This window comes from Bradyrhizobium sp. USDA 4011, assembly GCF_054063415.1.
This window is the reverse complement of the sequence record NZ_JBSSGG010000001.1, coordinates 4,989,131-5,001,319: the sequence shown is the minus strand read 5'-3', so window position 1 is coordinate 5,001,319 and position 12,189 is coordinate 4,989,131. Positions and strand designations below refer to the sequence as shown.

The 12,189-nt window shown below is 65.1% G+C and carries 11 protein-coding genes; 3 read left to right on the top strand and 8 right to left on the bottom strand.

The genetic code is table 11. From position 1 onward, the window contains the following. Nucleotides 1-111: 111 nt before the first annotated feature. The gene (locus ACVW1C_RS23415) at nucleotides 112-705 is read right to left on the bottom strand and encodes a GNAT family N-acetyltransferase (RefSeq protein ID WP_456760426.1); all 594 of its coding nucleotides are present in this window, start codon (nucleotides 703-705) and stop codon (nucleotides 112-114) included. Nucleotides 706-855: 150 nt separating this feature from the next. On the opposite strand from ACVW1C_RS23415, the gene ACVW1C_RS23410 reads away from it, so the two are divergent. After that, nucleotides 856-1,137: a hypothetical protein gene (locus ACVW1C_RS23410; RefSeq protein ID WP_456760425.1), complete on the top strand. Its 282-nt coding sequence runs from the start codon at nucleotides 856-858 to the stop codon at nucleotides 1,135-1,137. Nucleotides 1,138-1,342: 205 nt separating this feature from the next. On the opposite strand, the gene ACVW1C_RS23405 is transcribed toward ACVW1C_RS23410, so the two are convergent. The 5 genes from ACVW1C_RS23405 to ACVW1C_RS23385 all read right to left on the bottom strand — a co-directional run bounded on the left by ACVW1C_RS23405 (nucleotide 1,343) and on the right by ACVW1C_RS23385 (nucleotide 8,848). Continuing rightward, nucleotides 1,343-3,787, bottom strand: coding sequence for a penicillin acylase family protein (locus tag ACVW1C_RS23405; RefSeq protein WP_456760424.1), 2,445 nt, complete (start codon nucleotides 3,785-3,787; stop codon nucleotides 1,343-1,345). A 233-nt stretch (nucleotides 3,788-4,020) separates the two neighbouring features. Beyond that, nucleotides 4,021-5,523: a glycerol kinase GlpK gene (gene glpK / locus ACVW1C_RS23400; protein ID WP_456760423.1), complete on the bottom strand. Its 1,503-nt coding sequence runs from the start codon at nucleotides 5,521-5,523 to the stop codon at nucleotides 4,021-4,023. A 258-nt stretch (nucleotides 5,524-5,781) separates the two neighbouring features. Further along, the gene (locus ACVW1C_RS23395; RefSeq protein WP_456760422.1) at nucleotides 5,782-6,795 is read right to left on the bottom strand and encodes an SGNH/GDSL hydrolase family protein; all 1,014 of its coding nucleotides are present in this window, start codon (nucleotides 6,793-6,795) and stop codon (nucleotides 5,782-5,784) included. Nucleotides 6,796-6,809: 14 nt separating this feature from the next. After that, nucleotides 6,810-7,580 carry an SGNH/GDSL hydrolase family protein gene (locus tag ACVW1C_RS23390; RefSeq protein WP_456760421.1) on the bottom strand — a complete coding sequence of 257 codons (771 nt, stop codon included), beginning with the start codon at nucleotides 7,578-7,580 and terminating at the stop codon, nucleotides 6,810-6,812. Next, a complete protein-coding gene (locus tag ACVW1C_RS23385; RefSeq protein WP_456760420.1) occupies nucleotides 7,577-8,848 on the bottom strand; it encodes an OpgC domain-containing protein in 1,272 nt (423 codons plus the stop codon). Before ACVW1C_RS23385 ends, ACVW1C_RS23390 begins: the two co-directional genes overlap by 4 nt. Before the next feature lie 272 nt (nucleotides 8,849-9,120). On the opposite strand from ACVW1C_RS23385, the gene apaG reads away from it, so the two are divergent. Then, nucleotides 9,121-9,519: a Co2+/Mg2+ efflux protein ApaG gene (gene apaG, locus ACVW1C_RS23380; RefSeq protein ID WP_456760419.1), complete on the top strand. Its 399-nt coding sequence runs from the start codon at nucleotides 9,121-9,123 to the stop codon at nucleotides 9,517-9,519. 167 nt (nucleotides 9,520-9,686) lie between these two features. Here the strand turns inward: apaG and ACVW1C_RS23375 are convergent, their stop codons facing one another. Continuing rightward, complete coding sequence (locus tag ACVW1C_RS23375) at nucleotides 9,687-9,947, bottom strand: DUF1488 family protein (protein ID WP_106324132.1); 261 nt, start codon at nucleotides 9,945-9,947, stop codon at nucleotides 9,687-9,689. A 975-nt stretch (nucleotides 9,948-10,922) separates the two neighbouring features. Here ACVW1C_RS23375 and ACVW1C_RS23370 point away from each other — a divergent pair. Then, nucleotides 10,923-11,156, top strand: a complete 234-nt coding sequence (locus ACVW1C_RS23370; RefSeq protein WP_456760418.1) for a hypothetical protein — start codon at nucleotides 10,923-10,925, stop codon at nucleotides 11,154-11,156. Nucleotides 11,157-11,165: 9 nt separating this feature from the next. On the opposite strand, the gene ACVW1C_RS23365 is transcribed toward ACVW1C_RS23370, so the two are convergent. Continuing rightward, nucleotides 11,166-12,179: an Hsp33 family molecular chaperone gene (locus ACVW1C_RS23365; protein WP_456760417.1), complete on the bottom strand. Its 1,014-nt coding sequence runs from the start codon at nucleotides 12,177-12,179 to the stop codon at nucleotides 11,166-11,168. Nucleotides 12,180-12,189: the final 10 nt, after the last annotated feature.

Sequence of the window (12,189 nt, the reverse complement as noted above, 5' to 3'; positions counted from 1 at the left end):
TACCTCGAAAGCAGGGCTTTCGAGGGGTGGGCTACGCCGGGTACAAAGGTTGCGCTTTGGACCATCCTAGATGGCTCTCGCCGCGTTGCAACCGGATCATGATCGGTCTGGCTATCCGATCACCGGCACATGCCTCGCCGCATCGCGCGGCAATCTGCCGTCGAGCCTTGGATCGTCGGCCACCTCGATCTGCCGCCTGAACGCACGGAAGCCGGAGCGCTGGTAGAACGCGACCGCGGAGGGATGATCGAAGGTGCAGGTGTGCACCCAGACGCGGGCAACGTCGCGCGACCAGGCGATCTCGAGCGCGCGATTCATCAGGAAGCGCGCGGCGCCGGTGCCGATGAATTTTGCGGTGACGCCGAAATAGAGCAGCTGGCACTCACCGGGCTCGCTGAAATCGAGTTCGAGCAGGCCTTCGTCCCGGCCATCGACGACGAGCCCGTAGAGTTCGACCCCGGGCGCGTGAATCCGACCCGCGAGATCGGCGTCATCGAGCCCCGTGCGGGTGAACCACAGCCACTCCTCGCCGACGCGGCGGTAGATATCGCGATACCAGTCGAGCGCTGGCGGCTCGACCTTGCGCAGGCGCCACGTGCCGGGCGGATCGTCGCGCAGCTCCGGACGCTCGGTCATTTCCAGATGCGTGACGACGGCGGCAATCTTGCCGTGCGGAATGTCGGAGTAGCCGTCGGGCAGCAGCATCGCGCGACCTTTGTTTCGATACGATCGGCGCGACATATCCGCATGTCGCGGCAGATGCAATGCAACGCTGCGTAACAATGTTACGGATTTGTCAGTGGGTGTTTTGCCGAATCAAGCGCTCGATGTGGAGAGGCCACCGGAGCAACGACCGTGTCGCGCCACCACACGCTGCCGCCGATCATCACTACGCCAGCGCCACCGAAGCCGAAGCCCGTGCGGCGGCGGCGCGGCGTTGGTTATACCCATGGTGCCGGTCCGGCTGACGAGGCCGCCGACATCGAGGATGGTGCAGCGGCGCGCAGCACTCCGGCGCTTCCGCAACACACGCGTCCGGTCGAGACCGTCGAGTGGCGCACGCCGTCGCCGAACGGCAAGCTCGGCGACGACACGCTGCGCGCGATGCTTGAGATGCAGGAGAAGCAGACGGGGTGAGCGCGCGGCGGCTACCACATATTCGCTGTCGTCCCTGCGAAAGCAGGGACCCATAACCACAGGGTTGAGTTGCTGAAGGGAGCTGTGGCCACAGCATCGCGCGACAACGCGACCCTGTGGTTATGGGTCCCGGGTCGCGCTTCGCTTGCCCGGGACGACAGCGGAGATTTGGGCCACCGCCTTGCTCACTTCGGCGGCTGCGCCCTCACCTTGGCGTCAGCGTGATCGCCTCGGCGGTTGCGGCTTCCACCGCCGGGCGGCTGTAGAGCAGCGGGACATATTGGCCGGTGGCCCAGAGCGGTGCGAGGTCGCGGTAGTGGCCGCTGAACGGATCGCCGGATTGGCCCGGCGTGTTGATGGTGCGGCTCGCATCCCAATTGCCGACATCCAGCACCATGCGGAACGAGGCGCCGGAGATCAGATGATAGTCCGAGCGGCGATAGGTGGCGGCGCGCGGCACGTTGGCGGCGCCGCCATAGGCGAGCGGGCCGACCGACATTTGCGCCGCGGTCGCCTTGTCGGCGAGCGGCATCAGCGCGTGATCGAACCTGGCGACATGCAGACGGCCCCAGCGCCAGGTCGATGCATCGCTCCCGAGCTTGTCGGCGACGTCGGCGACGGCCTCACCGAGGCTGTCGCGCAGCACGCGGTCACGTTCGCCGGCGGGATCGCTGCCGAGGGCGGAGTCGGGCTTTTCGAGATAGCCGACGATGGCGGAAATGCTGGAGGCTTCCGGCGCGATCAGCTCGGCCGCCTTCGGCGCCGTGGTCTTGAGCAGCACCGGGCCGAGATGGTTTGCGATCCAGACCTCGTACACCGCGGCCGCCGCGCTGTCAGCCGCGTCACGCGCGTCCCACGCCTTCAACAGATCGAGGCCCTTCTTCACATTGGCATCGTCGGATGACAGCGGCTTCAGCAGGGCGACGAGGCGCCGCGCCAGCATGCCGGTGTCGTCGTTCTGCAGCGCCATCGCGTCCGCCAGCGTCACCTTGCTGTTGGCCTGCAGCACCTCGACGATGCGCTGCCAGCGCGCGCTGTCGGACCATTCGAAGCCGACCCTGCGCTCGCCCACCGGATAGTCCGCCGGCAGGTTCATCTGGTTGGCGGTGGCGATGAAGCCCTGCTTCGGCTGGTATTGCTTCGGCAATTCGTCGAGCGACAGAAAGTCCTGCCACTCGTAGCGGCCGTCGCCCGGCACCGGCATCAGGCCATCGAAGCTGGTCCGGCGCGGCGTCTTGCCGGCGGCGACCCAGCCGATATTGCCTGACGTGTCGGCATAGACCTGGTTCTCCGATGGCGCGCCCCAGCGCCGCATCGCATCGAGGAAGCCGCCCCACGTCTTCGCGGTCATATAGTCGGAGGAGCCGAAATAGGCCGAGGTGCCCGGCTCGAACCAGATCGAGCGCACGGCGAAGGCATGCTTCTTGTCGGCGTCGACAAGGATCACAGGTCCGTGGCGGGTGAACTTCAGCTCGAGGTCGCGGTCGGCCTCGCCCTTCACGGCTTCCTTCTCATGCAAGATGCGCATGTCCTCCCAGCCCGTGCCGTAGCGATACTGGTTCGGGTTGTCCGGGTTGAGCTCGTAGACGTAGAGGTCTTCCTGGTCGACGTTGAAGATGGTGAGGCCGAACGCGATGGTGTCGTTGTGGCCGATCGAGATGCCCGGCAGCGCCGGCTCGCCGGCGCCGATCACGGAGATGCCGGGCGCGTTGAGGCCGACGATGTAGCGCAGCGACGGCACCGAGTGCTCGCGATGCGGATCGTTGGCGAGGATCGGACGCCCCGTCGCGGTGCGCGATGCGGCGATCACCCAATTGTTGGAGCCGATGGTGTCGCGCTGCTGGTCGGCCTCGGCGAGGTACGTGTCGGGATCATGCGCCAGCGCGGCCTTCTGGTCCTTCGGCGCGGCGAACTTGACCGGGCGCGTGGCGAGGTCATAGGCCGCGAGCACGCCCTTCGGCACGCTGCAGGGGTCGAGCCCATCGGGAATCTTCGTGGTCCAGGCCGGCTCCAGCTTGACGCGGAAGCGATCGGCATCGAGACCGGCGGCGCAGGCGACCAGCGAACGCTTCACCTCGGAGGCGACGTTGCGCGTGAGACCATGGCTGCGGATGCGCACGACATCCTCTGCCGACCACAGGTCCGGCATCGTGCCCGCGATCCTGAACTCGATCGGCAGCGGCCGCTTGCCCGCCTTGACGTCGGCCACGTAGGCGTTAACGCCGGCGACGAAGGCCTCCGCATAAGTCTTCGCCTTCGGACCATAGGCCGCCCATTCCGCGTTCATGTCGCCGCGATAGAGGAACAGGCGCAGCGCCTTGTCCTGCTCGGCATAGGCGGGACCGAAATCCTTTGCCAGCAGGCCGAGCCCGCGCTTGCGCCAGAGGTCGATCTGCCAGAGCCGGTCGCGCGCGGCGTTGAAGCCCTGCAGGAAGAACAGGTCATGCTCGTTGCCGGCATAGATGTGCGGGATGCCCCAGACGTCGACCAGGATCTGGCCGGGCGCCTTCAACCCGGCGACGTCGGTCTTGACTTCGCGCGCCGCGACGAGCGGGCTCGGCTTCTCGCGCGCGACGGCGGGCGCGGCAAGCCATGCGGTGCAGAGCGCGGCGGTGAGTAGTTTCGCGACGCGGTTGATATCCGTGTTCATGTTTGTTCTCCGATGGTTGTTATTGGTTGATGCGTTGCCGGTCACCGCGAAGGAAGTGCGCCCCCTCTCCCGCTCGCGGGGGAGGGCTGGGGTGGGGGTGTCGCCGCGATGGGACTAGTCATGATGCGGAGAGAGCCCCCACCCGGATCGCATCTTTCGATGCGATCCGACCTCCCCCGCAAGCGGGAGAGGTGCAGCAAGTCTGCCGCTTGAGCGATTCAAACCTCACTCGCTTACTCCCCCTCGTCGCTCGCCAGCACGCCCTTCACCGCGCGGGCCCAGCCGGCGAGCTTGCGCTCGCGCGTCGCCTCGCTCATCGCCGGCCTGAAGCGGTGTTCGAGCCGCCAGTTGTCGGCGAACTTCGCGGGCTCCGGATAGACCCCGGCCTCGAGGCCGGCGAGATAGGCGGCCCCTAGCGCCGTGGTTTCCTGGATCATCGGACGGTCGACCGGAGCGTTGAGCAGATCGGCGAGCCGCTGCATGGTCCAGTCGGATGCGGTCATGCCGCCGTCGACGCGCAGCACGGTGTTGGCAGCGTTGGCCTCCGGCCAGTCGGTGCGCATCGCGGCCCACAGGTCGAAGGTCTGGTAGCAGACGCTTTCCAGGGTCGCATGCGCGAGCTCGGCCGGGCCGGTGTTGCGGGTCAGCCCGAACAGCGCGCCGCGCACCCGCGGATTCCAGTAGGGCGCGCCCATGCCGACGAAGGCCGGCACCAGGTAGACGCTCTGCATGCTGTCGGATTTATCGGCAAGGGGCCCGGTCTCGGCGGCGTGCTTGATGATGCCGAGCCCGTCGCGCAGCCATTGCACCGCGCTGCCGGCGACGAAGATCGAGCCCTCGAGCGCGTAGGTGCGCTGGCCATTGAGCTGATAGGCGATCGTGGTCAGCAGCTTGTTCTTCGACGCCACCGGCGTGGTGCCGGTGTTGAGCAGCGCGAAGCAGCCGGTGCCGTAGGTCGACTTCATCATGCCGGGCTCGAAGCAGGCCTGGCCGATGGTCGCGGCCTGCTGGTCGCCGGCGATGCCGGAGATCGCGATCGGGCCGCCGAACAGATCCGCGGTGCTCTCGCCGAACCGGGCGGAGGAATCCTTCACCTCAGGGAGCATCGAGCGCGGCACGCGCAAGAGATTGATGAGGTCGTCGTCCCACGCCCCGGTGTGGATGTTGAACAGCAGCGTGCGCGAGGCGTTGGTGGCGTCGGTGGCGTGCACCCGCCCGCCGGTGAGCCGCCACAACAGATAGCAGTCGACCGTGCCGAACAGGAGCTCGCCGCGCTCGGCGCGTTCGCGCGCGCCCGGCACATGATCGAGGATCCAGGCGACTTTCGTGCCGGAGAAATAGGGGTCGATAATGAGACCGGTCTTGGCCGAGATCGCCGGCTCATGACCTTCGGCCTTGAGCTTCGCGCAGATGTCGGCGGTGCGGCGGTCCTGCCAGACGATGGCGCGGTGCACGGCCTGGCCGGTGGCGCGATCCCATACCACGGTAGTCTCGCGCTGGTTGGTGATGCCGATCGCGGCGATGTCCTTCGCCTTCAGCCCGGCCTTCTCCAGCGCTTCGCGGCACACCATCACGGTCGAGGTCCAGATATCCTCCGGCTCGTGCTCGACCCAGCCGGAGGCCGGGAAATGTTGCGGAAACTCCTGCTGCGCGACCGCGGCGATGGAGATGTCGCCGCGAAACACCATGGCGCGCGACGATGTGGTGCCCTGATCGATGGCCAGCACGAAAGACATGAGCGTTTCCCTTAAGGCGTCGTAACAGGCGCCAAGGGAGCGGATTACCGCGGCGAGGTCAAGATTGCTGGTGCGTGTGGCGGGATGGTCGAGGCAAGCCCCGCCACGGTATCAATCCCGTCATCCTGAGGAGCGCGAAGCGCGTCTCGAAGGATGCACGGCCACAGTCGGGCCATCGACCCTTCGAGACGGCCGCTACGCGGCCTCCTCAGGGTGACGGTGACAGACTCGATGCTGGGAGAGAAGCAGCGGCGCCGATCACATCGGCCGGTAGGTCCGCACGTCGCCGGGGACGTTGACGCCGATCTTGATCGCGCCGACCGAGCGGATGATGTCGTCGCCGAGCAACTGGGCGAAGCAGGCATAGCCCCAGTCGTTCATGTGCAGGCCGTCGGCGATGACGAAATCGTCGATCGGGATCGCCTGCCTCTCGTGCCAGTCGCGCATCACCTCGAAGCGCGGGAAGATGCCGACATGGCGCAGCGCGGCGATGCGGCCGAGCAGCTTCACCATGCCGCGCGCGCTCTCGGGGCGCTCGGTGACGCGCGGCGAATATTGCGGATCGACCAGCACGACATCGGCGCCGTTGGCCTGGATGCGCGCGACGCCGTCCTCGACCTGCTTGGCGGTCTCCGACGGATCGAGGTTGCGCAGCACCGCGTTGGTGCCGACCTGCCAGATCACCATGTCGGGATGCACGTCGATCACTTCGGTCTGCAGCCGCCTCATCATTTCGGGTGCATCCTCGCCGCCCTTGCCGCGATTGAGCACGCTGATGTCGACCGACGGATACTGCCGGCGCAGCTGCGCGGCGAGCCGGCTCGGATAGGTGAATTCCGGCGACGACGAACCGTAGCCCTGGGTCGAGGACGAGCCGAACGCGACGATGACGACCGGCTTGCCGGCGGCGAGCTTGGCTGCGACATGCGGCAGCGAGCCGGTGCTGTTCGGCACGCCGGTGGGCTGATGGCAGGGCACGCGGTGGAAAATGTCGCTGGCGGATTTCGCGACCTGCCTCACCTTGTCGAGCGCCTTGGCGGCGACGCCCGGTTGCGGCGGCGGATTGGCCGCGTCGGCTTCGATCGCGGCGGGCTTCGCAGCATCCGCCCTGGTTGCTTCAGCCTTTGCTCCCGATGACAACGCCGCATGCTGGTCGGCCTGGCCGGTCTGCGCGCACAACGGCACGGCCGAGAGCGGCGCAAGCAACACGAGCGCCGCAGTGGCGCGCAGGCTCCGCCCTGCTTTGAGGCGAAAAGGGAAGGCAAAACGCATCAACTCGGCTTCCTCTAATTCTGCTGCACCGGGCCCAGATGGGCCGCATCGATCACGAATTTCGCCAGTGCGCGGCCCAGACAGGCGTGAACCTTCTTGGCCAGGTCGACACCATGCGAGGTGCTGAACAGGTCAAAATATCCGGCGTCGCTCCACTGCTTCATAATCGCGAACCGGTCGAACAGCGGAACGTCGTGCTGTTGCGCAACCACCTTCATATTGTCGAGATATGGCGGCGCAGAGATCATCGTTTCCGTACGCGGGCTGTATTGCAGATTGACCAGCACCACGTCGGCCCCGGCGCCCCGCAACGCAACAACGCCGTCATCGATGGCGGTGCGGAAATCGTCAGGATCGACGGCTCGCATAGCATCGACCGTCCCGGTCTGCCAGATAACCAAAGTAGGCTTTTTCGCGTCAACAAGCTTAACAAGGGTTCCCGCGGTCTCTTCGGCGGTGGTCTTTCCCTGTAATTCTACGGATAGATCGATCGTGACCGCCGGCAACGCCTCCTTCAGCGCCGCCTGCAGCGTGGCCGGATAGGCGCTCGCCTCGTTGCCTGGGATGGTCGAGGAGCGGCTGCCCACCACCAGCACGCTGAGCGGCTTGTTGGCCTTCACCGCATCGGTGACCTTCGGCAGCGAACTCTCGCTCGCCAGGAGATAGGCCGGCACATCGCACGGCGGCGCCGGTGCCGGCTCGACGGTATCGCCGGCGCGGACGGGCGCGGCCGCCAGACAGGCGGCCAGCAGCGTCAGGCCCAGCATCGTCCATGCGGACTTCATGCTCCCCCTCCCGCCAGATCGGCGTTGCCGCCGGCGCCTTTTTTCGAGGCGCCTTTGTCGGCGGAGTGCTTGTACCACGAAATAATCCACGCCATGCCCCACATGATGAGGATGCCGCAAACGCTAATCAGGGCGTGCAGTGCGGCACCGCCGGACACTTCGGCAAGCACGAAGTGACCGGCAAAGGCGAGGAAGACCCCGAGGCAGAATATCTCAAGCGAATGCTGGCCACACAGGATCAATGGTCGCAGCCAGGGCGACTTCAAGCCCGGCCAGTCCCTCGGCAGGAAGCGCACGGTGAGCGCGGCGAGCGCCAGGAAATGCGCGAACCGCAACACGTCCAGGTCGGTCTTGTTGATCGGATACATCCATTGCTCGATCACCTTCGGCATGATGTGGCCGAGCTGCGGCACGTACCAGGTGAGGGTCACGAAGAACGCGGCGACCAGATAGACGATGCAGATCCACATCGTGATGTTCGACGACAGGATGCGCGACATCCGCCGCGCGCCGCCGAGCGCGCACCAGGCGCCGAACACGAACAGCAATTGCCAGGCGAACGGATTGAACGCCCAGAAGCCGTTCGGATAGGCCGAGAGGTAGAGATCGAACTGCCAGGTCAGCGCGTAGAGCAGGACCGACAGGCCGAGCGTGACATCGGGCTTCCACTTCATCAGCCACAGGATCAGCGGCAGGAACAGCATCAGCACGATGTAAAGCGGCAGCACGTCCATGTTCACGGGGCGGAAGCGCAGCAGCAGCGCCTGCACGATGGTGACGTCGGGCTGCTTGAGGAAATCCATGATCCCCATTTCTTCGCTGTAGAGCGGGTTCTCGAACGAGGTCGCGACATAGGAGATCTCGGCGAGAAAGATCGTGAACAGGAAGACATGCGCGACATAGATCTGCCAGACCCGGCGCAGGATGCGCGCGGTCGCGATCACGAAGCCGCCCTCCAGCATCGCGCGGCCATAGACGAAGGCGGCAGTGTAGCCGGAGATGAAGATGAAGATCTCGGTGGCGTCGGAGAAGCCGTAGTTGCGGATCGTCAGCCAGGTCAGAAGATTGGTCGGCAGATGGTCGATGAAGATCAGCCACAGCGCGAGCCCGCGGAACAAATCGAGGCGGAGCTCGCGCTCGCCGGTCGCCGGCAGCGTGATCGCGGGCGCCGCCGCCACGGCTTTTGCCTTGACCTCAGCATCAGCCTTTGCCCCGGTTTTGGCGTCGGCCACCGGCGAACCGGCTATGGGATCGGCAATCGAGCTCATCAAACACCGTGTCGGCTGCGGGCGCCCGCAGGTCGTGCTGAAAAGATAATATCGGCCCACAACTTGCCGACAAAGCACAGAGTGCGGCGACATGCGGCCGCGCTTTAGAGCGGAACTATGTTGAAACCACGATGAACAGCAGGTCCCAGGACCGGCTTTTCACGGCCTGCCCGGCGATTGGTTCCGGCTGACCAATTGGCTATGATGGGCGCCTGTTTGCGCATGATCCGGCCGGAAGCGGATGTTGCGCCGAGATCATCGGATTGAGCCGTATGTACCGCGCCGTTACCCGCCAGATCGAAGTCACTGTCGAGCCGAACTTCATGCCGGAGCGCTCGTCGATCGACCGGCGCGAGTATTTCTGGTCCTACAGGATCGTGATCGTCAATTCGGGCCCGGAAACCGTGCAGTTGCGGACGCGGCACTGGATCATCACCGACGCCACCGGCCGCCGTCAGGAGGTGCGCGGCGAGGGCGTGGTCGGCGAGCAGCCGGTGCTCGCGCCCGGCGAACGCTTCGAATACACCTCAGGCGTGCCGCTGCCGACCGCCTCCGGCTTCATGACCGGCAGCTACCAGATGGTCACCGAGGCCGGCGAACGCTTCGACATCGACGTGCCGACGTTCTCGCTGGATAGCCCAAGCCCGGACGGGAAGCGGGTACTGAACTAGCCATGCCGTCGATGCCGCCGCGGTCGTACCTGTTGAATCCGGGGCACGAAACTTCCGAGAGATGGAAAGTAATTTCGGGATTTCCGATCGGCCCGACGGGCGAACCCGGCACGAGTGCATTCAACCCGTCAGCGTTGTCTCGCGTGATCCGATCGAAGCCGCCGGTTTCAGAAATTCGCGGCGACCAGATCGTAAGACCCCCTGCTTCCGCGGACATAGACCCTGGCCGCAGCGGCACATATCCGATCGCGGTTGGCATCGAAGGCGTGCAGAAGGCCCGGCTCGTCGAGGTAGGCATCCGATTGAAGTCGCTTCAATGCGCCTTCGGTGACGAAGAACGATGCCTCAATAGCACTGTCATATCCCCAAAACCGCACGGCGCGCCGCGTTCGATCGTATGAACGACTATGATTTGGAAATTCAATCATGGTTAAGGCCTATCAGGTTGTTGCCACAGCTTGTCGTGATCCGTGACGCGCGCATTGCAGCGACGTGACGTCTCGTCGATCGGTTACAAGATTTGGCAGCTAAGGCTGCGCGCTTCCGCAAGGGGGATGCTGTAACAATACAGTTGCGCTGCTGATCAGGTGGCTACTCCGCTATCGAATGACAAGGCCACTCGGCACGTATCGGGGCAACCGCTCGCGTTCTTCGTACCGGATACGTCCAGATTCGCTCGATTGCGCAGAAAACATTCGCCGAAGGGCCAGCTTATGATGATACGGTCGGTGATGTCTCCAGCCGACCTCCGCCCAGACCCGCGCGCTGCAAGCAGCTTGGCACCGCTGACTGCGAATTGAGTCGACTACCGGACGTAAGGGGTATCTACTGCGGTGATCACTGCTCCGCCTCTGGCCGATACCGGTGACTGAGAGTGCTGCAAGCTCCCGCCAGTAACCAGGAGAGCTTTATGCCGATTGCTCAACACAGCCAGCCCGAACCGCCGCCTCATGATCTGCCGGCGTTGGAGGCCGTGAGGACAGGAGATGCTGCGAAGCCATTCCTGTCCGGCCTTCAGCGCGACGCGATGCTTCGCAAGGCCCGGCTGGTCGATACGGCCTCGCACATCAATGATTGGCTCACATCTCCCGGCCTGCGAACGCCGAGCTGACTGCCGATCTTGAGGAGAAAGCCCCGGTACGGCGCCGACTGAGGCCGCCATTCTTCCGATGCTACTGGGGCCCGGCCTCCAGTCGCCTCTCACCAAGCGACGGCTTCGACATCGCTTCCAACTGTGCTTCAGGAACAGGCGACCGCGGTGAACGTTGTCGCGGTGCAGATATTCACGCGCGCCATCCGATTGGCTTGTGCCCGATGATTTCTTGAATCTGAGCGGTCTCGTGCGCGAGACCCTGCCGCCCGCGTTTCGCCGGCTGAGTTGAGATCGATTCAGGAGGATTCCCATGACGACGAAGAAATCCCTGCTCTCCATTGAAGAACCAGAACCGAAGAAACCACTGCGCGCCGACCGGCCTCCCACCGAAGGCTTCGTGATCATTGTCGACAAACAGTTCAAGTCGGAGTTCGACACCGCCGAGGCTGCTGAAACCTCCGGCCGACAACTGAAGGCGGCGTATCCGATGCTTCGGATCGAAATCTATGACGCCGCCGGCAAGACCCGTACTTTGCTGAGCTGACGGGCCTGGCTACCCGGCCGCCTGTTCCACGCCGGCTTCCTGCGGCGTGAATTCGTAGACCGACGAGCAGAACTCGCAAGTCACGACCACCTTGCCGTCCTTGACCATCTCGGCGCGATCGTTCGGCGTAAAGCTCTTCAGCATCGACGACACCGCATTGCGCGAGCAGGAGCACTGCGCACGCAGCGTTTGCGGATTGAAGACGCGCACGCCGCGTTCGTGGAACAGGCGGTACAGCAGCCGCTCGCCGGAGAGATCGGGATCGATCAGCTCGATATCCTCGACGGTGGAGATCAGCGACTGCCCCTCGACCCAGGCGTCGTCATCCGGCACGCTGTGCGCGGCCGTGCCCTCCGGCGCATCGCCGGGATGCAGATCGGCCTGCTTGGCGCGTTCGGGGGCCTTGGGCAGGAATTGCAGCAGGATGCCGCCGGCGCGCCAATGCAGCTTGCCGCCTTCGCCGCCGCGCATCTCCTCGCCGACCGCGAGCCGCACCCGCGTCGGAATCTGCTCCGAGCGCAGGAAATATTCGTGGGCCGCCTCTTCCAGGCCGTCGCCATCGAGCGCGACCAGGCCCTGGTAGCGACTGGTGTTCGCGCCCTGATCGATGGTCATTGCAAGGTGGCCCTTGCCGAGCAGCTCGCCCGAGCTCTGCCCATGCTTGAGCCGCGCCACATCGTAGCGCGCATAGGCACGGAGCCGGTCGGGCGCCTGGAAATCGACGATCAGGAGCGAGACCGGACCGTCGGTCCGGGTCTGCAGGATGAAGCGGCCCTCGAACTTGACGGAGGAGCCGAGCAGCGTGGTGAGCACGATGGCCTCGCCGAGCAGCTTGCCGACCGCCGGCGGATAATCGTGCTTGTGCAGGATCTCGTCGAGCGCGGGGCCGAGCCGGGTCAGCCGGCCGCGCAAGTCCAGCGCGCCGACCTCGAAGGCGAGCACCGCATCGTCGACAGGAACCGCCGAGGGCGCGCGAATGGGCGTCTCGGCCTGGATTTTGATGTCGGGGGATTGTGAAACCATGGCGCTCTAT

Coding starts and splice junctions, on each gene's coding strand:
- ACVW1C_RS23415 (WP_456760426.1), bottom strand. CDS start 705: ATGCTGCTGCCCGACGGCTACTCCGACATTCCGCACGGCAAGATTGCC.
- ACVW1C_RS23405 (WP_456760424.1), bottom strand. CDS start 3,787: ATGAACACGGATATCAACCGCGTCGCGAAACTACTCACCGCCGCGCTC.
- glpK (WP_456760423.1), bottom strand. CDS start 5,523: ATGTCTTTCGTGCTGGCCATCGATCAGGGCACCACATCGTCGCGCGCC.
- ACVW1C_RS23395 (WP_456760422.1), bottom strand. CDS start 6,795: ATGCGTTTTGCCTTCCCTTTTCGCCTCAAAGCAGGGCGGAGCCTGCGC.
- ACVW1C_RS23390 (WP_456760421.1), bottom strand. CDS start 7,580: ATGAAGTCCGCATGGACGATGCTGGGCCTGACGCTGCTGGCCGCCTGT.
- ACVW1C_RS23385 (WP_456760420.1), bottom strand. CDS start 8,848: ATGAGCTCGATTGCCGATCCCATAGCCGGTTCGCCGGTGGCCGACGCC.
- apaG (WP_456760419.1), top strand. CDS start 9,121: ATGTACCGCGCCGTTACCCGCCAGATCGAAGTCACTGTCGAGCCGAAC.
- ACVW1C_RS23375 (WP_106324132.1), bottom strand. CDS start 9,947: ATGATTGAATTTCCAAATCATAGTCGTTCATACGATCGAACGCGGCGC.
- ACVW1C_RS23370 (WP_456760418.1), top strand. CDS start 10,923: ATGACGACGAAGAAATCCCTGCTCTCCATTGAAGAACCAGAACCGAAG.
- ACVW1C_RS23365 (WP_456760417.1), bottom strand. CDS start 12,179: ATGGTTTCACAATCCCCCGACATCAAAATCCAGGCCGAGACGCCCATT.